Genomic DNA, 20,834 nt, shown 5'->3' with positions numbered 1-20,834 from the left:
CTCGGCCGCACGCGGTCAGACGGCCGGACGCAGGTACAGCCGGTCGTCCGCCAGCAGAATGGCGTGCTGGAGCTCGAACAGTGCGGCGCAGGGGTCGAGTCCGAGCTCGGCGCGGAGCGTGTTGCGCGCCGTCTGGTAGGTGCGGAGCGCCTCGGCACGCCGGTCGCTGCGGTAGAGGGCGATCATCAACTGCCGGTAGAAGGCCTCGTGGAGCGGGTAGCGGGCGGTCAGGGACTGGAGGGTGCTGACCGACTCGCGGTGGCGGCCGAGGGCCAGGTTGGACTCGATGAGCATTTCGAGGCTCTCGAGGCGCACCTCTTTCAGCCAGGTCACGAAACCGGTGGTGATGCTGCCGCCCTGGAGCCGGTCCAGCTCCTCGCCGTGCAGCAGGTCGAGGGCGCTCTGCAGCGCCACCGTCGCCTCCTCGTACCGCTGGGCACGTACATGGGCGCGGCCCTGCTGCGTCAGCCGGCGGAAGACGTTCAGGTCCAGATCACCGCACGGCACCCGGATGAGGTATCCCGGAGGCTGCGTGAGGATCGGGTTGTCGTCGACGTCGGGGTCGGCCAGGAGCTTGCGCAGCTGCGACACGTAGACGTGCAGGGCGGCCCGCGCACGGCGCGGCGGGTTCTCGTCCCACACCTCGTACATCAACTGCTCGGCGGACACCACCTCGTTCGCGCGGATCAGCAGGGCGGACAGGAGCGCGCGGACCTTGTGGGCACTGGGGACGAGGTAGCGGTCCCCGTCGAGGACGCGAAGGCGGCCCAGGATCTCGAACTTCACTTCTCCCCCATCGGAAGTGCCGGCAGCGGGCGCGTCGTTGAGTCCGCAACGTCTGCCTAGAGCTTCGCAAAGCCAACTCCGTTTCCACATCAGGGAAACCACGTACTCGGTGCCCGGCCCATGGCGCACCGCATCACTTACGTGATGCCTTTCGCTCCAAATCTGACGGTATGCGGATGGATTGGCGCCGCCGCACTGAACCAGCTGGTTCAGCGGGCTATCCTTCCTGGTGCAGAAGTCGGGCCTTGGAACGGACCGGTCCGTACTCCGCAGTGCCCCGCCGCAGGAGGTGTGTTGGACATCGGCATCGGCGTGAAGGCCGCCGACAGCCCTGGACCCGTCGGCCACGCCACCCGCAGAGGCTTCCGCCCGCCCGTCCCCGCCGCAGGCACCGCTGCCGCACGCACCGCTGCCGCACGCACCGCCGCCCGACCCGCCGCGCAGGCCGGCGCCTTGCCGTATGCCGGGTGCATACGGGGGCCGGGTCCGGCCCTCAGCGCAGTGGCCGGGCCCGGCTCCGGCGGACCATGGCACGGCGAAAGAGGAAAACATGGCGGTACTGGACGGAAAAACGGCAGTGGTGACAGGCGGTTCCCGCGGCATCGGACGGGCGATCGTGGAGAGACTGGTACGGGACGGCGCCGAGGTGGTCTTCACCTACGCGCGCGACGACCGGGCGGCGGCAGCGGTGGAGCGGGCGGCCGCCGCCCCCGGCGTCGGCCCGGGCAGCGCCCACGCCGTGCGGGGGGACCTCTCGGAGAACGACGCGGCGACACGGCTCATGGAATACGCCCACCGGAAGCTCGGCGCGCTCGACATCCTCGTCAACAACGCCGCACACGCTCGCATGGCCCCGATCGAGGAACTCGACTGGCACGACTACGACCGCCTCATGACGCTGAACACCAGGTCGGTCTTCCAGACCGTGCAGTTCGCCGCACGGCACATGCGCGACGACGGCCGAGTCATCAACATCTCCACGGTCGGCACCCGCCGCGCCTGGCCGGGCAGCGCCGCGTACGCCGCCAGCAAGGGAGCGGTGGAGCAGCTGACCGCCGTCGCCGCCCGGGAGCTGGGAACTCGGGGCATCACCGTCAACACCGTTTCGCCGGGCGCCACCGACACCGACCTGCTGCGCTCGGCCCACACCGACGAGACGCTCGCAGCCGTGGCCCGGGCGACGGCGCTCGGCCGGCTCGGCCGGCCCGTCGACATCGCGGACGCCGTCGGCCTCCTCGCAGGCCCGGACGCCCGCTGGATCACCGGCGAGAACATCCGCGTCGACGGGGGCGAGGTCTGAGAACGGCCGTGCCTCCCCGGCCGCTCACGGGACATGCCCGGCCTGAGGGACCGGCCGGACCCGCTCCGGACCCGGCAGGGAGGCGCGGCCCGCGCAGCCGCGCGAGGCCGCGCTCGACGACCCACCGGTGCACTCCGATCCCCGAACCGTGCGGGACACCGCGGCGGGAGCGATCACCGGTTCGACGCCCAGGGCCGTACGAGCCGACGGTTACGTGTCGTGGACGGAGCCCCCCATTCGCCGAGCACCACGCCGGGCGACCGGCACGGTCGTCGGACCAGGTCCGCGACGGACGGCACCTTGGCGAGGAGGAGGGCAGCGGCCGCGTGACATCGTCGCGGTTTCCGCCGGTCGGCGAGATCACCGACCGGGACCGGTCGAACCGGGCGCACGGACCGACCGCGCGGCGGCCGTCGGCGGACTGCGTCGTACCGCCCCCGCTCCCGAGGCCGGTCTCGCGGTCATCCTGTCTCCTTCGGGTGCGGGCTGCTGACCGGCGCCTCTGCCGGTCGTTCCCTGCCGCCGTCGTGCCCCGAGACGACCACGGCGATGATGCCGACGACGACGGCCGCGACAGCGACCCTGCCCGCCGCCCGCAAGGTCCAGCCCGGCAGCGTCCGGTCGCGCGGAGCGCCGCCCGGGCGTCGGACCGGCATGCCCAGCCGTTCCGCGCGGCGGGCCGGCCGCAGCAGTCTCACGAGCAGCATTGCGGCGACGGGGAGTTGCAGCAGCCACAGCGCCGTGCGGGGCCACTCGCCGTACCAGACGTTGGTGCCGTACAGCAGTGTGTGCCACACGCTCAGCACGTACACGACGACCACGAAGCGGTGCAGTCGCCGCCAGGTGCGGGCGCCGATGCGGTGCCGGACGTAGAACAGCAGGCCGAGCGGCACGGCGAGGTAGAGGGCCCCCTGGCCGATGGGAATGGCGATCTGTCCGGTTCCGGAGTCGTACCAGCCGGGCACGAAGGAGTCGGCGAAACCGGTCCACAGCCGCTTCACCCACGGCAACTCGGTCTCGTAGCGGACGAGTTCGGCCGCGAACATCAGCGCGTGGGCCAGCATCAGGGCCATCGTCGTCAGGCTCGTGGTACGGTGCCAGCGCTCCAAGACCTGCCGGGAGACCGGTAATCGGCCGGGTCTCGGCCCGGACAGCAGCAAGCCGAGCATGACCGTGCCCCAGGCCCACAGCAGTCCCGACCACCCGAATGCCTGACTGAGCAGGTACATCCAGTAGGTACCTGGGTCGTCCATGAACGGCATGATCGCGACCGTCGCCGAATCGCCGGAGCCCATACGCGCCCACAGGAGAGCGAAGACGGCCGCCGTGACCACGAACGCTGCGGTCGCGTCGGGCAACGTGGCACGCAGATCCGTGCGCAGGAGGACCCGATCGGCGGGGCGTCCGTCACGGGCGGGCAGGGTGGTCGTGCCGTCGTCTCCCGACGGCGTCTGTGGCAGCATGACGGGCCTTCCGGTGAGCGCGGGACACCGATGCTCGGTGTGCGGGTGTGGTGGGCGCCACCAGTGTGATCGAGGCGGGCGGGATTACCGAGGCGGCATCCGGCCAGTGTGACTCCCGATGACCGGCCGGCCCCTCCTTTGGTTGTGGAGCGCAGCTCGCGACCGTAGGCATTCGGACAACCGGTGACGCGCCACTGCCGCCGGGGAACGCGCCACCCTACGCTGATGCCTGCAGTCGGTTCGCGCCTCCTGCCCGGTCAGGCGTTGGGCGGCGTGACGCAAGAGGGAACCCGGTGCGAAGCCGGGACTGTCCCGCAGCGGTGAGTGGGAACGACAGCCGTCAACAGCACTGGGCCCGCCATGGACGAGGGCCGGGGAAGCGACGGCCGGTAGGCGCTCCGCCGGACCCCCGGCGGGCGTGCCCACGAGTCCGAAGACCTGCCACTGCGCCCGTACGTGAGCGTGCGGGTCGTGCACGGTGACCTCGTGGACTGGGTTGGCGGTACCGACGGCCGAACGGCGCAGGCTGCGCCGTGCCTCCTGCCCTGTCCTGAGCAGAAGTTCGGGACCACGAAGGAGGACATGTCCGTGACCAAGCGTGTCACTGTCGGCCCTGTGGGACGCAGACCGGCCTGCTTCTCGACGGAACGGACCGCACGGTGCTGACTTCCGCCGAGGAACACCCCCCACCCAGGCACCCGCCCGGGACCATGGTGTCCGGAGTCTGCCAGGGCACCCTGGGCGAGCTGTACCAGGGGCCGCTGCGGGCGGGACCCGAGCCGGACATCGCCGTGGTGTCCTTTCCCGTGGACCGGCACTCCTGGGTGCACTTCACCCCCGGGGCGGACCCGCCGAGCCCGTTGCCCCTCGGGGAGAAGTCCGCCACGGCGGCCGGCCTCTTCCTGCGGCACTTCGGTCTCACGCTGCCGCCGGGCCGCTGGAGCGCCCACTCGGAACTGAGGGTGGGCGTGGGCATGGCGAGCTCGACCGCCGACATCGTGGCGACCCTGCGCTGCCTGTTCAGGGTCTTCGGACTGCCCTACGACCTGGACGTCGTCCTCGGCATCCTGTCGGCGATCGAACGCTCCGACAGCGTCTTCCTCGACGAGTTCGCCCTCCACCTCAGCGGCCGGCACCAGGTGGTGAGGCGGCTGGGCACGGACCTCGGATTCCACACCGCCTACGTCACCGAGCCCGGGACCGTGGACACCACCGCCGTCACGGGCGAGCTCGTGGAGCACTACCGCAGACGGGGCGAGGAGTACGAGCGGTGCCTGGCCGAACTCCTCAAGGGGTTCGCCTCCCGCGACCCGGTCGTCACCGCCCGCGCGGCCACCACCAGTGCCGTCCTCTCCCAGGCGGTCCTGCCCAAGGCGACCTTCGACGCCCTGCTCGCCCGACGCGAACGGTTCGGCGCCGACGGCGTTTTCGTCGCCCACACGGGCCGGGTGATCGGCTACCTCTTCCGCAGCCGCCCCGGCCCCGACGTGAAGGCGGACGTCTCCGCGTTCTTCCGCTCACAAGGCCATCAGTGTTCCTTCGTCCAAGGAGGTTACGGATGATCCACCCCCACATCGCGGACGCTCTGAAGGTCCCCGACCTGGTCCGCCTGGCCGACGGCCTCGTCCTGGTCCGGTTCGAGTCCATGAAGATCTACTCGGCGCTGGCCGCGGTCCGTCACCTTCTGGAGCGGGGCACGATCCGCCCGGGGCAGACCCTGATCGACAGTTCCAGCGGCATCTACGCCTATGCCCTGGCGCTGGCCTGTCACCGCTACGGGATGCGCTGCCACATCGTCGCGTCGACCACCGTGGACACCACCACCCGGGCCCAGCTGGAGATCCTCGGCGCGACCGTGGAACAGGTCAGACCGTCCAAGAACCTCAAACTGGACCAGGAGTTACGGGTACGGCGGGTGAAGGAGATCCTCGCCGCACACCCGGACCGGCACTGGATGCGCCAGTATCACGACGACGTCCACTACCTCGGGTACCGGGAGGTCGCCGACCGGATCACGACCGCGTTCCCGGACACCGAACTGACCGTCGTCGGCGGCGTGGGATCGGGGGCGTCGACGGGCGGCATCGTGGAACGCCTGCGTGCCACGGACCCCTCGGTGCGGCTGGTGGGTGTCCAGCCGTTCGGCAGCGTCACCTTCGGCAGCCAGGACCACGACGACCCGGAGGCGATCATCGCCGGCATCGGGTCCTCGATCGTCTTCGACAACGTCCGCCACCATCTCTACGACGCCGTCCACTGGCTGGACTTCACCCACGCCATGTCCGGCACGATCGCCCTGCTGCGCGACCACGCCGTGTTCGCCGGCCTGTCCACCGGCGCCGGATACCTGGCCGCCACGTACGAGACCCGCCGCCATCCCGACCGATTACACCTGGTGATCGGAGCCGACACCGGACACCGCTATGTCGAGCGGGTCTTCGCCCGGCACGCGGAGGCACTGGATCCCGCAGCGCTGAAACCGGCCGAGGTCTCCGGCCCCGAGGAGATGTCCATGCCGTGGTCCACCGCGGCCTGGCGGCGCACCGCCGGCCCGACACGACGGAAGGAGCGGGCGGCATGAGCATCGCCTGTCTCGAAGCACTCACCTTCGGCCTCGGGCACCTGGTGCGCGCCGCCGACGCGCTCGGCGAGCGCTTGATCCTGCTCACGCGGGACCGCTCCTACTACACCTACGAGCTGCGGCGGCTGCCGGACGACGCCCTCGACGTCGTGGAGATGGACACCTTCGACGTGGAGCGGGTGGCGGACCTGCTGCACCGGACCGCAGGGCTGCGCGGCCTGATCAGTTCGACCGACACCTGGACGCTGGTGGGCGCGGAACTCGCGGACCGTCTCGGTCTGCCGGGGCTCGATCCGGCCGTGCTGCGGCTGACACGGGACAAGGCGGCCGTCCGCAACCGCCTGCACGACGCCGGGCTGACGCGCGGACGAGCCGTCGAAGTCACGGGCCCCGGCACGGAGCAGCATGAGCTGCTGCTGAAGGAGGTCGGTCTGCCCGCCGTCCTCAAGGACACGGCGGGCACGGGAAGCCAGAACGTCTGGCTGGTGCGGACCGGGAAGGAGCTGGACGCGGCCCTGGGCGAGGCGGCCGAACGGGAGCTGAAGGGGCGGCTGTTCGCCGAGCCGTACTTCAGCGGGCCGGTCTACAGCGCCGAGACCATCAGCTGGGCGGGCCGGACCCGGCTGCTGGGCGTCTCCAGCCGGCTGATGTCACCGGAACCGCACTTCCGGGAGGAGATCACCGCGTTCCCCGTCGCCTTCCCCGAGGCGCGGCGCGCCCAGCTGGAGCGGTGGCTGGACGAGGTGCTCGCAGCGATCGGCTACACCGACCGCTTCGCCCACGTGGAGTTCGTATCGACCACCGGCGGCCCGGAAATCGTCGAGATCAACCCCCGGATCGGAGGCGCCCTGGTCGGAGAGGGCATGTGCCGGGCGCTCGGCGTCAACGTGTACGAGGCGATGGCCGAGTCGGCGCTCGGTCGCCGCCCTGGGCTGATGGACGCGGACCTGCCCGGAGGACCGGCCGTCGCCTTCGTCCTCGGCTACCCGGCCGAGCCCGGGGTGTTCACCGGAGTCGCCGGGCTGGAGCGGCTGGAGGACATGCCGGGCACGCCCGCCTGGTATCCGGTCAAGTCGGCCGGCGACACCGTCGAGCACCTGGGCGACAGTCGCGGCTATGCCGGCATCGTCTACGCGGAGGCCGAGACCGCGGAACTGGCCACACACCATGCCGTGGCCGCCGCGAACGCCCTGACCGTGCTCACCGAGCCGTTGCCGCCGCCACGGGAGACCGACCGTGAGGCGTACGGTGCGTGAAGGCGCACCCGGCGGCGCGAGTCCGCGGGCCGTCCTGTCCACGCTCGACGGCCCGCTGCGCTTCCTGCTGCTCAGTTCGTTCCTGATCCCGCTCGGCAGTTTCATGGTCCTGCCGTTCATGTCGGTGTTCCTGCACGAACGGCTCGGGATGGGGCTCGGCACGGTGGGCGTCGTGCTGGCCGTGGCGTCCCTCGTGCAGTTCTCCGGGGGCATCGTGGGCGGGGCGCTGGCCGACCGGATCGGCCTGCGCCGGACGATGGTGTGGGCGCTGCTCGTCCGGACGGCCGGCTTCCTCGGTTTTCTGCTGGCCCTGCGCTGGCCGCCCCTCGCCGTCGGAGCGCTGGTCCTCACGTGTTGCGGCGCCGCGCTGTACCTGCCCGCCAACAAGGCGTACCTCGTGCACGGGGTGGACGACGACCGCCGCCCGGCGTTCCTGTCGGCGGGCAACGCCGCCCTCAACGCCGGCATGGCGGTGGGCCCGCTCGTGGCCGGGCCGTTCGTGCTGTCCTCTCCCGGCCTGCTGTTCGTGGCCGTTACGGCTCTTTTCGTCCTGGTCACCGCGGGCCACTTCCGGCTCCCGGCCGAACCCGGGGTGCGCGAGCCGGACCCGCAGGGGATGGGGCAGGGCCTGCTGGCCGGGGTGGCGCCCCTGCCGTTCGCCGCCAACGCGCTCGCCTTCTACCTCTACTTCCACTTCCAGCACTACCTGGCGGTGTACGCCGTCGAGCGGGCCTCCAGCACGTTCTACAGCCTGGTCCTGCTGCTCTGCTTCGCGTTGGTCATCGTCGTTCAGCCCCTTGCGTCCGGTGCGATCCGGCGCATGCCGTACACCACAGCCCTCACGCTCGGCTTCACCGGCCTGGGAGCCGGACTGGCCGTCCTGGCGATCGGCACCCGGCCGGCGCTGCTGGCGGGAGGAACGCTGATCACCCTGGGCGACATCGTCCTGTTCCTCAAGAACGACCTGGAGGCCTTGCGTCACAGCCGGCGATCGGACGCGGTGGTCTTCGGCCAGCAGCGGCTCGCCGCGGGGATGGGTGCCTGCGCGAGCGGAGTGCTGGGCGGGCAACTCTACGGCCTCACCGCGGAAACGGGGCACACCAGCTGGTTCTGGCTGGTGGCAGCCGCGCAGTGCCTGCTGCTGCCTCCGACGCTGCTGGCGCTGCGCAACAGGACAGCGGAACAACCGCACCTCACGACGAACCCGAAGGAGCTGTGAGACCCCATGACACGGACGAGCGGATTCCAGGACGAAGACTTCTGGACCGAGTTCCACGACTTCCTCTTCTCCGAACAACGCCATACCCAGGCCGAGGAACTCCTCGCCACCTCCCCTCTGCTGTCCTTCCCCACCGGGGCCCGGGTGCTGGACCTGTGCTGCGGCCCCGGCGTGTTCACGGTGCCGCTCGCCCGCCGCGGCCACGAGGTGACCGGGGTGGACCTGAGCTCGGCCATGCTCGACCGGGCACGCAAGCGCACGGCCGAGGCGGGCACCGAGGTCACGTACGTACGGGCCGACGCCCGCCGGTACGAGGCGCCGGGCGCCTTCGACGTCGTGCTCAACATGTTCACCTCGTTCGGCTACTTCGAGGACCCCGCCGACAACGCCCGCGTGCTGCGCACCATGCACACCTGTCTCGCCCCCGGCGGCACCCTCGTCCTGGACCTCGCCGGCAAGGAACTCCTCGCGCGCAAGGTCACCCCGCCCAAGGTGGTGCAGCGGGGCGAGGACCTGATGGTGCAGACCGACACCGTGCTGGACGACTGGGCCCGGCTGCGCAGCGACTGGGTCCTGGTGCGGGGCGAGCGGGTGACACGGGCCGCCCTGGTGTGGTTCGTCTACAGCGCGGTGGAGTTGCGCCGGATGGTGGAGGAGGCGGGGTTCGGCCGGGTCGAGGTCTTCGGCGGCTTCGACGGACGCCCCTACGACCAGAACGCCGAACGGCTGGTGCTGCGGGCGGTGCGGGAGGCCTGACCCAGGAGCGGGCGCGCGGGCAGGGTCACTGTCCTTTGCGCGCCAGACTCGACGGATCGTAGGATCAGCGGGTCATCGCCGCGACGGGAGACAGGAAGCCGGTGCGAATCCGGCACGGTCCCGCCACTGTGACCGGGGAGTGCACCCTTCGACAGGCCACCGCGCAGCGCGTGGGAAGGCAGGGGAGAAGCGCCGATCCGGGAGTCAGGACACTGGCCTGTCGCGGGCCCGTTTTGAGGAGCGCGGACTCCCCAGGAGGCTCAACGTGTACGTCGGCATGCCCCGACCCGCCCAGCACATCCCCTCGCGCAGGCACCATGCCTCGCGCACCACGGCCGCGGCACTCGCCCTGTCGGCTGTCCTGCTGACGGCCGGCTGCGGATCGTCGCAGCCCGCCACCGGCCACGACCCCGAGGACACCACGTCGTCGGCCGACGGTTTCCCCCTCACCGTCGACAACTGCGGCGTGCGGACGACGTACGAGGAGCCGCCGTCCCGCGTCGTGACCATCCACCAGCACCCGGCGGAACTCATGCTCTCCCTCGGTCTGAAGGACCGCATGGTGGGCACCGCGTTCCCCGACTCCGCCGTCCTGCCGGAGTTGCGGGCGGACTTCGCATCGATCAAGGAACTGGCGGAGAAGGAGCCGTCGTTCGAGACGGTGCTCGAGGCCGAGCCGGACCTCGTGTACGGCGGCTACGGCAGCGCCTTCGCCGAGAACGAGGGCCGTTCCCGCAAGGCGTTCGCCGACGCCGGCATCGACACCCACCTCAACCGCGAGTACTGCGGCGAGAAGCAGGTGACGATGGAGGACACCTACGAGGAGATCCGCACCGTCGGTGAGATCTTCGGGGTGTCCGACCGGGCGGAGACACTGGTCTCCGACCTCCGGGCGCGGGTCGAGAAGGCGTCCGCCGCCGTGGAGGAAGCCCCCGAGACCTCGGTCTTCGTGTACGACAGCGGCGACAAGAGCGCGTTCACCGCGGGCGGCAAGAGCCTCGGCACCGAACTGATCCGACTGGCCGGCGGCGAGAACGTCTTCGCCGACCTCGACGACGTCTTCGGCGACGTCTCCTGGGAGCAGGTCGTCGAGCGCAGGCCGGAGGTCATCGCGATCTACGACTACGCGGGCGCGGGCAGCGTCGAGACGAAGAAGGAGTTCCTCCTGGCGCAGCCCGCCCTCAAGGACGTGCCGGCCATCAGGAACGAGCGGTTCGTCGTCCTGCCGCTGACAGCCACACTGGTCGGAGTGCGGTCCGCCCACGCGGTGGAGGACCTGGCCCGCGGCATCCACCCCAAGAGCTTCACGTGACGGCCTCGGCCGCCGGCGCCGAAACCGGTGCCGGCGCCGAGCGGTCCGTGCGCACGTCACGGCGTGGTGGCGCAAGGCAGGCAGGCTCGCCGGGTCTCGCCTTCACTCTGCTCGCCTTGGCCGTTCTGCTGGTCGTCTCGGTCACGGCGGGCCTGGCCATCGGCTCGGTGCGGGTGCCGCCCGGGCAGGTGTGGGGCATCGTGTCGCACGCGCTGGGCTTCGGGTGGTCGACCCCCGACTGGTCCGGTGCACGGGAGACGATCGTGCTGGACGTGCGTGCGCCGCGGGTGCTGCTCGGCGCGGTGGCGGGCGCCGGACTCGCGGTGGTGGGCACCGCCCTGCAGGCGTTGATCCGCAACCTGCTCGCCGAGCCCTACCTGCTCGGCGTCTCCTCCGGCGCCTCGCTGGGCGCCGTCGCCGTGATCGTGGGCGGGGTGAACGTCCTCGGGCAGGTGTCGCTGTCGGCCGCGGCGTTCGCGGGCGCTCTCGGCGCGCTGGCGCTCGTCTACGCCACCGCGCGCACCGGAGGGCGGATCACCTCGTCGCGGCTGGTGCTGTCCGGGGTCGCCATCGCCGCGGTGCTCACCGCGATCCTGGACCTGCTGCTGCTCACCACCGACCGGGGCAACGAGGCCCGTGCGGTCCTCGCCTGGACCCTCGGCGGCCTCGGCGGCGTCAACTGGAGCACCCTGTGGCTGCCCGGCGCCGCGCTGCTGCTGGGCATCGGCGTCCTCATGATCCAGGCCCGGAACCTGAACCTGCTCCTCGCCGGCGAGGAGGCAGCGACCACCATGGGGCTGGACGTGGCCCGCTTCCGGGCCCGCATGTTCGTCCTGCTCTCCCTCGTGACCGGCGTCCTGGTCGCGGCGGCCGGGCCGATCGGCTTCGTCGGCCTCATCCTTCCGCACATCGTCCGCCTCGTGGTCGGTGGCGACCACCGCCGGGTGCTGCCCACGGCGGCGCTCGGCGGAGCGGTCTTCCTGATCTGGGCCGACATCGCCGCACGCGTGGTCGCCGCGCCCACGGAGATACCCGTCGGCGTGCTGACGGCTCTCTGCGGCGGCCCGTTCTTCCTGTGGCTGCTGCGCCGCGACGCACGGCGATCCACCGACCGAGGAGAATCATGACCGGCGCGTCCGGCACGGAACTCGTCGTCGACGGCGTCAGTCTCATCGCCGGCGCACACCGCTTGGTCGAGGACGTCTCGCTGACGGCCCGGACCGGCGAGGTCGTCGGTCTGGTCGGGCCGAACGGCAGCGGCAAGTCCAGTCTGCTGCGCGCTGTCTACCGAGTCCTGCGCCCCGCTTCCGGCAGGGTGGACGTGGACGGCGCCGACGTCTGGTCGATGTCTGCCCGGCGCCTGGCCCGGACGGTGGCGGCCGTGGTGCAGGAACCGAACGCCGGCTTCGACCTGACCGTGCGTGAGGTCGTCGCAATGGGCCGCACCCCGCACAAGCGGCTCCTCGACGGAGACACCCTCGAGGACGACGCCCTGATCCGGTCGGCGCTCGCCGAGGTGAACGCCACCGGTCTGGCCCACCGGCCCTTCGACCAGCTCTCCGGCGGCGAACGCCAACGCGTCCTCATCGCCCGCGCACTCGCCCAGCAGCCCTCCCTCCTGGTCCTGGACGAGCCCACCAACCACCTCGACATCCGCCACCAGCTGGACGTTCTCGGCGCCCTTCGGCGGCTGTCCGCCACGGTGCTGGTCGCCCTCCACGACCTCAACCTCGCCGCGTACTACTGCGACCGCCTCTATGTACTGCTCGACGGCGAGGTCACCGCCTCGGGCCCGCCCGCCGAGGTCCTCACTCCCGAACTGCTGGCAAGCGTCTACAGCGTGGCGACCGAGGTGACCGTTCATCCACGCACGGGCGCGCCACAGGTGACCTTCCTGCCGACGTCGACCTGAACCGGCCGCCGTGGGTGGCCGTCACCACCGTGGTCCCGACCGGGCGGAGCGCTCACCGGCGCTTCCAGGCACAGTCGTTCGGTCTGGCCCAGGTGGTCCGCCACCGATGCCAAGGCCGACGGAGGCGCGAGCGCCCGGCCCGCGGTGGCGGTCAAGGACCCGCTGGTCGCACGTTCGACGGCGGCCTGCACACCCTGGACGGCGAGAGTCCGAAGCTCGCCCTAACCACGGAACTGCCCGGCTTCAACCGGGTCAACCCGGCCGGTGACGAGGACCACATCATCGTCTCCACCGACAACGGCTTCCGCATCCTGGACGCCACCGGCCAGGCGCTCACCGATATCGAGTACCAGGGAGCCAAGCCCGGCCATGTCGTACGCCACGCCGGGAAGAGGGTGTCGCTGTCGAACTGGCCGACGGCACACTCGTGAGCACCCTGGGCGCCGAGGAGAAGCACACCGGCGCGCTGGCGCCGGACAAGAACAACAAGGAGATCGCGCGCAACGAGGACTGCCCCGGCGTCCACGGCGAGGCGGCCGCCCGGAACGAAGCCGTCGGCCTCGGCTGCGAGGACGGCATCCTGCTCCACAAGGACGGCGAGTTCACCAAGATGGACGCCCCCGACGACTACGGCCGCATCGGCAACCAGGCCGGCAGCGACACCTCACCGGTCCTCCTGGGCGACTACAAGACCGACCCCGAGGCCGAGCTGGAACGGCCCACCCGCGTCTCCCTCATCGACACCGAGAAGAAGAAGCTGCGCCTGGTCGAGCTGGGCACCAGCTACCCCTTCCGCTCGCCGGCCCGCGGCCCGCACGGGGAGGCCCTGGTCCTCGGCACCGACGGCGCCCTCCACGTCGTGGACGAGACCACCCTGTTCGTCCGCGGACACGTCGCCTACGTCTCCGAGCCCAGCAGAAAGGCGCTGCACGCCGTCGACCTGGAGACGGGGAAGAAGATCGCCTCCGTCACCCTGCCGAAGAGCACCAACGAGCTCTCGGGCGTCGTCGCCGGACACTGACTCCGGACTGTGCCCTCGCCGCCGCAGCCTGCGCTGCGGCGGCCTGCGCCGCGGCGGTGGGAGCGGTAGTCCGCCTCGTCCCGGGCTCCCTCGGCGAGGAGGACGGCGTGTCCGGGAACTCGGCTGCGGTTTGCCGCAGCTCGTCGTGGGCGCGAACGGGGCGGCGTGTCCACGACGCGCTCGGCATCCGTGATCCGCTGCCGTCACGTCAGTGGCGACCGAGGGGCCGCGTCGTCAGGAGCGGAGCCGGGCTGCCGGGCCCGGCGTGGCGACGACCTCGCCGGGAGTAAGCCCGATATGGCCTGCTCCGCACTGAGCCACCAGGGACACCGGCGCGCCGCACCGCTCATGCCGGAGGTCGAGAACCGACGCCGACTCGTCCCCCAAGTGCGTCTCTCCCCATTGCTTGAGCGCGACCAGAACGGGCCACAGGTCCCAGCCCTTGCGGGTCACGCGGTACTCGTTGCGTGAGCGGCTGCCCGGCTGTCGGTACGGTGTGGCCCTGAGGATGCCTGCTGCGGTCAGCTTCCGCAGGCGATCGCTGAGGACTGCCTCCGAGAGGCCGATGTGGCGGCGGAAGTCGTCGAAGCGCCGTACTCCGTTGCAGGCGTCGCGCAGGATGAGCAGCGACCACTTCTCACCCACTACGCCGAGGGTGAGCTGGACCGGACAGTTCTCCGTGCTCGTCTCAAGCCACTCCATTCCTCCATCGTAGGGGTCTGACTTCGTGATTGACAGTCAGAGGACATGGGCGCTAGCTTCGAAATCAGAAGCTTGCCGAGGAGGATCCAAGTCGTGGGACGAACGCGTACGTACGAGTGGGAGGACCCCGCCCCTCTGGCCGCCTCCATCGGCCGCAGCTCGGGGCTGGACCTGCTGCGCGACCTGCAAGCCGGCCGTCTTCCCGCGGCGCCCGTGAGTTCCACCGTCGGCTTCACCCTCGACGAGGTGGAGAAGGGGCATGTGGTCTTCTCGATGACCCCCGGCGAGGAGCACTACAACCCCATCGGCAGCGTGCACGGCGGTATCTTCGCGACGCTGCTCGACTCGGCGGCCGGCTGTGCGGTCCATTCGACCCTGCCGCCCGAGACGGGCTACACCTCACTCGATCTGAACGTGAAGTTCCTGCGTAAGATCACTGTGGACACCGGTCGTGTCCGCGCCGTCGGCACGGTCGTACACAGCGGCCGTCAGACAGCCCTGGCACAGGCCCAGTTGCTCGATGCTGCCGACCGAGTGCTCGCTCACGCCACCAGTACGTGCCTGCTCTTTCCGCTGCCTGCCTCCTGAGACGCGGAACGACAGCCGGACGGCTCCGGAGCCGCGGCCGCGCCGGATGCCGCGCCCGGATGCCGCGCGGCGCGGCGGCCGAAACGGCGGGTGTGGCGCAGCTGTCCGGTCCAGGATCGACAAAGTCGGTCACAAGGAGCGCCACGCGGTGGATTGCGGCATCGGCCGTCTCAGTCGCCCTCGCGCGGTCGCCACGAAACGCGACGCTCGCCGTCCGATTCGAGGCGACCGTGCAGATCGCAGCCCTTGACGAATGGCGCTGACCGGCAGATGGCCTTTCGGTCGTCGCTCACCAGTCCCGGGTGGCTATCAGTTCCTCCACGTCCGCGTCGGTGAACCCGTATGCCGACGCGACACACCAGAAGTCCTCGGCGATCACCTCGCGCGCAACCGTCTCGATCTCACTGCCGGCTGCCTCGAACTCCGCTTCCAGACGGTTGAACTCCTCCGTTGCGGCCTGGGTGTGCGCATACAGCGCCTCCAGACTCGACGGCTGCTCGGCCTCGATCCGCTCGCACAGCCGCACCAGGATTGCCCTGCCCCGGTCGACGACGTGATCCGGGTAGTACGGGTCCGCGTACATCTGCCGCAGGAACACATGCTCCGCGGCCTGCTGGTTCGTGATCGGCATGGCGTTTTCCCGTCCCCGTGAAAGAATTGACACGCCGATCATGCACGCCACCACCGACAACGACGCCGCCCCTGGACGCCAAGCCCCTCGTGACCAGCACTTTCACAACAGGACCGAGGACGTACGTCGAAAGTGCTCCAGGTTGGCTGACGTGAGTGGGCAGGGGCGGGGTTATCGATATGTCGGGCCGGTCGGGCTGAAGGTTGCGGTCCGTCCCGGTGTCGGCGGGCGTCGGATCGCCTCGGCGGCTGACTTCGACGGCTGGATCGTGGAGCAGTCGATGGCGGAGTTGGCCGAACCGTTCACCTTCGTGGTCGGCGTGGATGGTGTGCTTGGGCTGGCGCCGCGGCGAAGCGAGCACGTGGCCTGTGCCGGTGGAGAACGGGTTCTGAGTGCCGGCGAGATCAGCTTCGGGCGCGAGGCGGACCGGTGGACCGTGAGCGAGGTCAGCAACCAGTCCACCGGGTACTGCCCGGACGTCACGTCCTGGGCGGAGGTCGCCCGTGCTCTGGACTCTGTTGGACTCCGGCGGCCCTCCGGCTTCACCCACGAGGTGGTGTTCCGGCGATGCCCCGACTGCCAGGAGCACAACATCGTGCGTGAGGACCACTTCGTCTGCGTCTTCTGCGGCAGCGATCTGCCCGCGGCATGGAACGTCGATACCAGCGCGTGACGGCCAAGGGTCACAGCCACTCGTCGATGGCCGCCGTGAGGACGGTCGCCTCGCAGCGGACGGCGAGCTTGTCGTATCGCGTGGCGACGGCACGGTGTCTCTTGAGGCGGTTGATCCCGCACTCCACCGCGTGGCGCTCGCGGTAGTCGACCGGATCACGGACGAGGAGCCTCTGATCCGTCACTCCGATGAGGCAGATGTCGAGGGTCGGTCCGGCGACGACATCGGCGTGGAACGCCGTTGCCAGGAAGTCCGCGTCCTTCCCCTCCTCGGCATGGCCGTGGTTGGTGAAGTACGTGGCTCCCTCGCCCACGCATGCGAGAAGACGCCGCAGACATTGCTCCCGACTCGGATCTGGCGCTCGAAGAGAGACGGCGTCAGCGCAAGGGGAGAGGAGGGATCCCGCGCGACTCTGACAGGCAATGAGTGCCGACGTCGAGTGTTGGGCTCGGGGCCAACCTCAGCCCGGACCCGACCTGACGGTCAGACGATCGACTTGATGGTCTTGTCTGCGTACCGCAAGGTCTCGTCGATGCCCCTGTCCATCGAGCGTAGATCGTCGGACTCTGCCGTGAGGAGGGCAGGGACGTTGATGAGGCTGGTAGCGAGGAAGGATCCGGCGACGGTGAGGAAATCTTTGTAGCGTTCCTGCGCCCCGTGTTCGAGTGACGCCCAGTGGCGGGGCCCGGGTGGCAGGCACATCCTCCACTTCTCCAGGGCATGCGTCCCGTGGACTTCGACGTATCGCATGATGTCCGTGGCGCGATGCAGCACGTCGATCATCGTGTCGAACCCTTGCTGTGACTGATCAAGGGCCGCCTCCGCGACTTCTACCTCGGCTCGGAGGCGCTGTTCCTCCCTCTGGGTGCGACGCTGCTTGACGACGTAGAAGCCGGCAGCGGCCAACGCTGCCAATGGGGCGGCCACCATGCCTGTCAGCAGGAGAGCGCCGCCCGCCATGCCTGCGCCGCCCGTGGCCAGCGTGCCGCCTCCTAGTACGGCCAGCGCTGCGTTGGTTGCGGCAGCCCCGGTCAGAGTGGAGATGGCTGTCCCGGTGGAAGCCGTTCCGAGCATTGCTGCGGCTGCGAACGTGCCGTAGGCCGCGGCACCACCGACTACCGCACCGGCGGCCCCTCCGGTGGCCGCGCCCCGGATGGCATGGGCGATCCCGGCGGACATGGCCTGGATCCGTATGGCCGTGGGGATCTCGTTCGAGTCCCTGAGTGCTTCGTTCTCCGGTTGGGCTGGCTCGGGTGCCCCGCTGATGCTTCTGGCCAATTCCACGAACTTCATGAAGAACTCATCGCGGACGACATCGTGGACGTTGTTGAACGCTTCCGCGTGCTCACGCGTGATCTTCGAGCGCTGGGCCGCTCGCTCAGTGATTGCGGCATGGCGGCGCTTCGTGTCCGCGACCTGCTCACGTAGCTTCACAGGGCGCTGGCCCCGCTCACGAGCGAGAGATCTGGTGCGGTCCTCCGCTTGCTGTTCGAGTTGTCCAGGCGTCATATGGAGGGCCAGCGCGATGGCGGCCAGCCTGTGTTCCCCAGGGCTGATGTGTCCGTGCTCGATGCGGGAGATGGATACTGCACCGCCCTTCCCGTATTCGGCTTTCTCGGCCAACTGTTCCTGGGTCATGGGCGGCGTTTGAGACTGGCGATGCTCGCGGATCACTTGGCCCATCGCCTCGGCACTGAAATCGTTCATCAGTGCCCATCTTCCAAGTTGGCGGGGCTGTTGCGGCGCCAGGAGCACTGAACCTCACGCAGAAACACCTTCCCGGAGCGGATGGCCTGGATGCCGTCCTCCGCGAACTGCTTGGCCGCCTTGACCACGGCAGGGTCCCGACGCACAGCATCGGCGGTCTGGATGTGCACGGCGGCAGTAGCTGCCAGTTCGGCGACGTTCAGGCGAGACATGGCAGCGAACTCCCTCGGTGGGCGATGTGGCGATGTCGGTACAACATAGCGTCATTTAGTGTTCTTGGTAGACACTATGGCGAACTGTCGGTCGGCATCGTGTCGACTTTGCTTGGGAGGGCGTGGGGTTCGGGGAGTTGGGCTCGGAAGGGGGTGTGAGGGCAAGACGGGCAAGACGGCCCCCTGGCCATGGGCTGGAGGACCCTCGCGAGGCAGATCGGGGATTCCGTCGGCCGCACTGGACGTTGGCCTGTCGGATGGACCGGTGAACATTGACAACGCCTCGGCCAAGGGCGAGTACCGGCGACTGGCCGCCGGACTCACCCGTGACCGGCTCGACGTCCTGGTCGCCCGTCACGCCATCCGGGATCGTCGTCTCGCCACCGAGCTGCAGGTTGCCGCCGGACAGCTGAAGGCGGCCACGCGTGCCGAACTGCGCCCGCTGGACGAACTCGTCAACAAGTCCCGGTTGATCCCCGAGGGCGACTACGGCTGGGACCTGCACGACATCGTCGTAGCCGTCCGAGAGATCATCGAGGAGCTCCGCGTGATGGTCGCGAGGGGGCCGTCCCAGGACCTCCTTGAGACGGTTTGAGTACGTCATCACGGACGTGGAGGACCTGGCCGCACTGCTCCATCAGGACTGGCGCACGTACGACGCCGAGTCCGAGGAGATCGGACAGGTCCTCGCGGAGATCCATCTGGGTCTCTGTGAGCAGGTTCCGGCGTCCCCGGGTGCCCTCGCCGAGCGGCTGGTGCGGCTGCATCCGGCGAGCCAGATGGGGACCTCCTGCATCAAAGTGGGCGGCGGCGCGGAAGTGGGCAACAGGGCCCCCAGGCTCGTGAGTCAAGGCGCAGGGCACCTCTCTCGACGGGCCGGGAGCCCTGTCCGTTGCGCCAGGCCCCGATGTCACCCTCCGGGGCCCGCCTGAGGACCCTCGGTGCTCAGTTGCGCGTGATCTGCACCGTCGCCTCAGCAGAGGAGGCGGTGTGCCAGTGGTCGCCGTCGAACGCCACCACGTAGCGGACTTCGCCGAGCCTGGCCGGGGCGTCGGTCGCCGTGAAGGTGCCGTCGGCCGCCACCGGTACGGTGCCCAGGGAGACGCCTCCAGGGTTGGCGGCGTCGTGGCGTGTGACCGTGACCGTGGTGCCAGGAACTGTCCCGGGGGTCAGTGTGCCGGTGAGGGCCAGGGTCCGGCCCTTCCTGCTGGTTGGCGGCGCGTCGAGGGCCAGTGTGGTCGGCACTGTGGTGTCGGCCTGGAGAGAGTGGAACTGGAGTCCCATGACCCCGCTCTGCCCCGTCACGGCGAAGAGTCGACTCCCGTCCGGTGCCCAGGCCAGGCCCCGGACCACCGGGCTCTGCGCGGCAGCGCCCAACTCGACCGCGGTCAGCGGAGCCGAGGCTGCCGGAGCGTAGAGGGACACGTCCGGTACGTCGGCGCTGGTGTTCTGGGCGCCCCCCGCCACCGTGCCGTCGGGTCCGGCGGCGACGGCCAGCGGGGAGGCGGGGGCCGTATGCGTCGCCACGTCCGAGAGGTCGTCGAGGCGGAAGGCCCGGTAGCCCGGCGAGATGAGGGCGGCGGTCAGGACCGTACGGCCGTCCGGTGTCACGTCGATGTCCCGCAGACCATTCATCTCGGTCCCGGACAGCACCCGCCGCTCGGCCATCACGGGCGAGCCGCTGCTCACGTCGTACACGGTGAGAGTGTTGCGGTTGGGGTCGCCGGTGCCTACCACCAAAACGTTCGGGTCGGCGGGGGATGTGACGAGTTCCGCCCCGGAGTCCAGCGAACCGTCCAGCGCAAGATCGACGACCGGCTCAGCGGCGTGCACGTCGATCGAGCCGAGGTCCCCACTGACGCCGTAACCGAACCACAGCTTTCCGCCCGCGACCGCCACCCCCCACGGGTCCACGCCATCACCTACGTGGTACCGCGCGGTCTCCGCCAGCGTCGCGGTGTCGAACGCCACGATGGTGTCGATGTCCCGCGCCGCCACGTACAGGGTCTGGTCGTCGGGCGAGAGTGCCAACCCGCCGGCCCCCGGCAGGCCGCCCAGCCACGTGCTGTTCCCGTCGTAGTCCGTCACCACGACTCGACCGTCCGCTCCGGCCGGCATGCTGAGGAAGATCTTCTGATGGCTCCCGTCGACCTTCATGTCGGCGAGCTGGTACAGCGGCAACGACACACCGGTCGCCGCGTACGCCTGTGTGGCCCCCGGTACCGCCAGCAGCACGGAACCGAGCGCCGCGGCGAACACGGCGCTGAGCATGCGTCTGTTTCTGCGCACGGCAGAACCCCCCTATACGTCCTGTGGTTTCGCACCGGCAGCCCCCTCGACCGACCGGAGGAGACGACGCTTGGCGTCATCAACGATCATTCTTCGTCAAGGAACGCGAATTCGGTGGTGTGTAAGGAAAAAAGCAGGCAATCAGCGTGCGGTGCGAGGTCACCCCGGTGAAGGCGGTCAGCCCGTCTGTCCGTCTGACAGGACGTTTCGGCCGGTGCTGGTTCCTCGGAGTCGTTGTTGGATGACGAACGATTTCGGGCTCGGTGAGCGGTGCGGTTCGCGTACTGCCGGATTTCGTGAAGAAGCAGCTTCGCCGCACGGATCGGGTCGTACAGCAGCGCGTCCTCGATGATGCGGGCCGGCGAGTCGTAGATCTGCTCCTGCTGGGCCCGGGCGGCCTCGAGGGCCGCGACGGTGTTCGCCCCC

19 protein-coding genes, 3 pseudogenes and 2 riboswitches are annotated in these 20,834 nt (G+C 70.0%); of the genes and pseudogenes, 13 read left to right on the top strand and 9 right to left on the bottom strand.

Annotated features, from left to right (window positions below; translation table 11 throughout):
- Positions 1-15: 15 nt before the first annotated feature.
- A complete protein-coding gene (locus GBN72_RS33065; RefSeq protein WP_151775680.1) occupies positions 16-786 on the bottom strand; it encodes an AfsR/SARP family transcriptional regulator in 771 nt (256 codons plus the stop codon).
- A 550-nt stretch (positions 787-1,336) separates the two neighbouring features.
- Between GBN72_RS33065 and GBN72_RS33060 the strand changes: the two genes are divergently transcribed.
- Positions 1,337-2,086 (top strand): SDR family oxidoreductase, encoded by a 750-nt coding sequence (locus GBN72_RS33060; protein WP_151775679.1) that lies wholly within the window; start codon positions 1,337-1,339, stop codon positions 2,084-2,086.
- A gap of 461 nt (positions 2,087-2,547) precedes the next feature.
- On the opposite strand, the gene GBN72_RS33055 is transcribed toward GBN72_RS33060, so the two are convergent.
- A complete protein-coding gene (locus tag GBN72_RS33055; RefSeq protein ID WP_151775678.1) occupies positions 2,548-3,549 on the bottom strand; it encodes a ferric reductase-like transmembrane domain-containing protein in 1,002 nt (333 codons plus the stop codon).
- A 219-nt stretch (positions 3,550-3,768) separates the two neighbouring features.
- Positions 3,769-4,008, top strand: a riboswitch (cobalamin riboswitch).
- A gap of 251 nt (positions 4,009-4,259) precedes the next feature.
- Here GBN72_RS33055 and GBN72_RS33050 point away from each other — a divergent pair.
- The 9 genes and pseudogenes from GBN72_RS33050 to GBN72_RS33010 form a co-directional block, all read left to right on the top strand.
- Positions 4,260-5,111 (top strand): GHMP family kinase ATP-binding protein, encoded by an 852-nt coding sequence (locus GBN72_RS33050; RefSeq protein WP_151775677.1) that lies wholly within the window; start codon positions 4,260-4,262, stop codon positions 5,109-5,111.
- A complete protein-coding gene (locus GBN72_RS33045) occupies positions 5,108-6,130 on the top strand; it encodes a cysteine synthase family protein (protein ID WP_151775676.1) in 1,023 nt (340 codons plus the stop codon). Before GBN72_RS33050 ends, GBN72_RS33045 begins: the two co-directional genes overlap by 4 nt.
- Positions 6,127-7,386 (top strand): ATP-grasp domain-containing protein, encoded by a 1,260-nt coding sequence (locus tag GBN72_RS33040; RefSeq protein ID WP_151775675.1) that lies wholly within the window; start codon positions 6,127-6,129, stop codon positions 7,384-7,386. Before GBN72_RS33045 ends, GBN72_RS33040 begins: the two co-directional genes overlap by 4 nt.
- On the top strand, positions 7,367-8,605 hold the full coding sequence (locus GBN72_RS33035; RefSeq protein WP_246213049.1) for an MFS transporter: 1,239 nt from the start codon (positions 7,367-7,369) through the stop codon (positions 8,603-8,605). Before GBN72_RS33040 ends, GBN72_RS33035 begins: the two co-directional genes overlap by 20 nt.
- Positions 8,606-8,611: 6 nt before the next feature.
- Positions 8,612-9,361 carry a class I SAM-dependent methyltransferase gene (locus tag GBN72_RS33030; RefSeq protein ID WP_151775674.1) on the top strand — a complete coding sequence of 250 codons (750 nt, stop codon included), beginning with the start codon at positions 8,612-8,614 and terminating at the stop codon, positions 9,359-9,361.
- Positions 9,362-9,415: 54 nt separating this feature from the next.
- Positions 9,416-9,596: riboswitch (cobalamin riboswitch) on the top strand.
- A gap of 42 nt (positions 9,597-9,638) precedes the next feature.
- On the top strand, positions 9,639-10,673 hold the full coding sequence (locus tag GBN72_RS33025) for an ABC transporter substrate-binding protein (protein WP_151775687.1): 1,035 nt from the start codon (positions 9,639-9,641) through the stop codon (positions 10,671-10,673).
- 47 nt (positions 10,674-10,720) lie between these two features.
- The gene (locus GBN72_RS33020) at positions 10,721-11,800 is read left to right on the top strand and encodes a FecCD family ABC transporter permease (protein WP_151775686.1); all 1,080 of its coding nucleotides are present in this window, start codon (positions 10,721-10,723) and stop codon (positions 11,798-11,800) included.
- Positions 11,797-12,585, top strand: a complete 789-nt coding sequence (locus GBN72_RS33015; protein ID WP_151775673.1) for an ABC transporter ATP-binding protein — start codon at positions 11,797-11,799, stop codon at positions 12,583-12,585. The genes GBN72_RS33020 and GBN72_RS33015 overlap by 4 nt, the downstream gene beginning before the upstream one ends.
- Positions 12,586-12,681: 96 nt before the next feature.
- Positions 12,682-13,606 (top strand): annotated as a pseudogene (locus GBN72_RS33010) (hypothetical protein); the annotation flags it as partial.
- Between the two features lie 234 nt (positions 13,607-13,840).
- On the opposite strand, the gene GBN72_RS33005 reads toward GBN72_RS33010, so the two are convergent.
- Positions 13,841-14,308 (bottom strand): winged helix-turn-helix transcriptional regulator, encoded by a 468-nt coding sequence (locus GBN72_RS33005; RefSeq protein WP_151775672.1) that lies wholly within the window; start codon positions 14,306-14,308, stop codon positions 13,841-13,843.
- Between the two features lie 93 nt (positions 14,309-14,401).
- Between GBN72_RS33005 and GBN72_RS33000 the strand changes: the two genes are divergently transcribed.
- A complete protein-coding gene (locus tag GBN72_RS33000) occupies positions 14,402-14,896 on the top strand; it encodes a PaaI family thioesterase (protein WP_151775671.1) in 495 nt (164 codons plus the stop codon).
- A gap of 289 nt (positions 14,897-15,185) precedes the next feature.
- On the opposite strand, the gene GBN72_RS32995 is transcribed toward GBN72_RS33000, so the two are convergent.
- Positions 15,186-15,527 carry a DUF5713 family protein gene (locus GBN72_RS32995; protein WP_151775670.1) on the bottom strand — a complete coding sequence of 114 codons (342 nt, stop codon included), beginning with the start codon at positions 15,525-15,527 and terminating at the stop codon, positions 15,186-15,188.
- 151 nt (positions 15,528-15,678) lie between these two features.
- Here GBN72_RS32995 and GBN72_RS32990 point away from each other — a divergent pair, with 151 nt between their 5' ends.
- Positions 15,679-16,200 (top strand): hypothetical protein, encoded by a 522-nt coding sequence (locus GBN72_RS32990; protein ID WP_151775685.1) that lies wholly within the window; start codon positions 15,679-15,681, stop codon positions 16,198-16,200.
- Between the two features lie 10 nt (positions 16,201-16,210).
- On the opposite strand, the pseudogene GBN72_RS32985 reads toward GBN72_RS32990, so the two are convergent.
- The 3 genes and pseudogenes from GBN72_RS32985 to GBN72_RS32975 all read right to left on the bottom strand — a co-directional run.
- Positions 16,211-16,357: pseudogene (locus GBN72_RS32985) on the bottom strand (IS5 family transposase); the annotation flags it as partial.
- Between the two features lie 326 nt (positions 16,358-16,683).
- Entirely contained in the window at positions 16,684-17,907 is a 1,224-nt protein-coding gene (locus GBN72_RS32980; protein WP_174887247.1) for a helix-turn-helix domain-containing protein, read from the bottom strand.
- Complete coding sequence (locus GBN72_RS32975) at positions 17,907-18,119, bottom strand: hypothetical protein (protein WP_151775669.1); 213 nt, start codon at positions 18,117-18,119, stop codon at positions 17,907-17,909. Before GBN72_RS32975 ends, GBN72_RS32980 begins: the two co-directional genes overlap by 1 nt.
- Before the next feature lie 265 nt (positions 18,120-18,384).
- Here GBN72_RS32975 and GBN72_RS32970 point away from each other — a divergent pair, with 265 nt between their 5' ends.
- Positions 18,385-18,714: a hypothetical protein gene (locus GBN72_RS32970; protein WP_151775668.1), complete on the top strand. Its 330-nt coding sequence runs from the start codon at positions 18,385-18,387 to the stop codon at positions 18,712-18,714.
- Between the two features lie 350 nt (positions 18,715-19,064).
- On the opposite strand, the gene GBN72_RS32965 is transcribed toward GBN72_RS32970, so the two are convergent.
- Both GBN72_RS32965 and GBN72_RS34410 read right to left on the bottom strand, forming a co-directional pair.
- On the bottom strand, positions 19,065-20,390 hold the full coding sequence (locus GBN72_RS32965; RefSeq protein WP_151775667.1) for a WD40 repeat domain-containing protein: 1,326 nt from the start codon (positions 20,388-20,390) through the stop codon (positions 19,065-19,067).
- Positions 20,391-20,494: 104 nt separating this feature from the next.
- Positions 20,495-20,834: pseudogene (locus GBN72_RS34410) on the bottom strand (hypothetical protein); the annotation flags it as partial.

This window comes from Streptomyces abyssomicinicus, assembly GCF_008974245.1.
GTDB classification, from domain to species: domain Bacteria; phylum Actinomycetota; class Actinomycetes; order Streptomycetales; family Streptomycetaceae; genus Streptomyces; species Streptomyces abyssomicinicus.
Note: the sequence above shows the minus strand (reverse complement) of the source record. Positions and strands in the feature narration are given on the sequence as shown.

Bases quoted from the DNA above. Each gene is read 5' to 3' on its own strand.
- GBN72_RS33060 (WP_151775679.1), top strand. From the start codon at position 1,337: ATGGCGGTACTGGACGGAAAAACGGCAGTGGTGACAGGCGGTTCCCGC.
- GBN72_RS33055 (WP_151775678.1), bottom strand. From the start codon at position 3,549: ATGCTGCCACAGACGCCGTCGGGAGACGACGGCACGACCACCCTGCCC.
- GBN72_RS33050 (WP_151775677.1), top strand. From the start codon at position 4,260: ATGGTGTCCGGAGTCTGCCAGGGCACCCTGGGCGAGCTGTACCAGGGG.
- GBN72_RS33045 (WP_151775676.1), top strand. From the start codon at position 5,108: ATGATCCACCCCCACATCGCGGACGCTCTGAAGGTCCCCGACCTGGTC.
- GBN72_RS33040 (WP_151775675.1), top strand. From the start codon at position 6,127: ATGAGCATCGCCTGTCTCGAAGCACTCACCTTCGGCCTCGGGCACCTG.
- GBN72_RS33030 (WP_151775674.1), top strand. From the start codon at position 8,612: ATGACACGGACGAGCGGATTCCAGGACGAAGACTTCTGGACCGAGTTC.
- GBN72_RS33025 (WP_151775687.1), top strand. From the start codon at position 9,639: ATGCCCCGACCCGCCCAGCACATCCCCTCGCGCAGGCACCATGCCTCG.
- GBN72_RS33015 (WP_151775673.1), top strand. From the start codon at position 11,797: ATGACCGGCGCGTCCGGCACGGAACTCGTCGTCGACGGCGTCAGTCTC.
- GBN72_RS33005 (WP_151775672.1), bottom strand. From the start codon at position 14,308: ATGGAGTGGCTTGAGACGAGCACGGAGAACTGTCCGGTCCAGCTCACC.
- GBN72_RS32995 (WP_151775670.1), bottom strand. From the start codon at position 15,527: ATGCCGATCACGAACCAGCAGGCCGCGGAGCATGTGTTCCTGCGGCAG.
- GBN72_RS32980 (WP_174887247.1), bottom strand. From the start codon at position 17,907: ATGAACGATTTCAGTGCCGAGGCGATGGGCCAAGTGATCCGCGAGCAT.
- GBN72_RS32975 (WP_151775669.1), bottom strand. From the start codon at position 18,119: ATGTCTCGCCTGAACGTCGCCGAACTGGCAGCTACTGCCGCCGTGCAC.
- GBN72_RS32965 (WP_151775667.1), bottom strand. From the start codon at position 20,390: ATGCTCAGCGCCGTGTTCGCCGCGGCGCTCGGTTCCGTGCTGCTGGCG.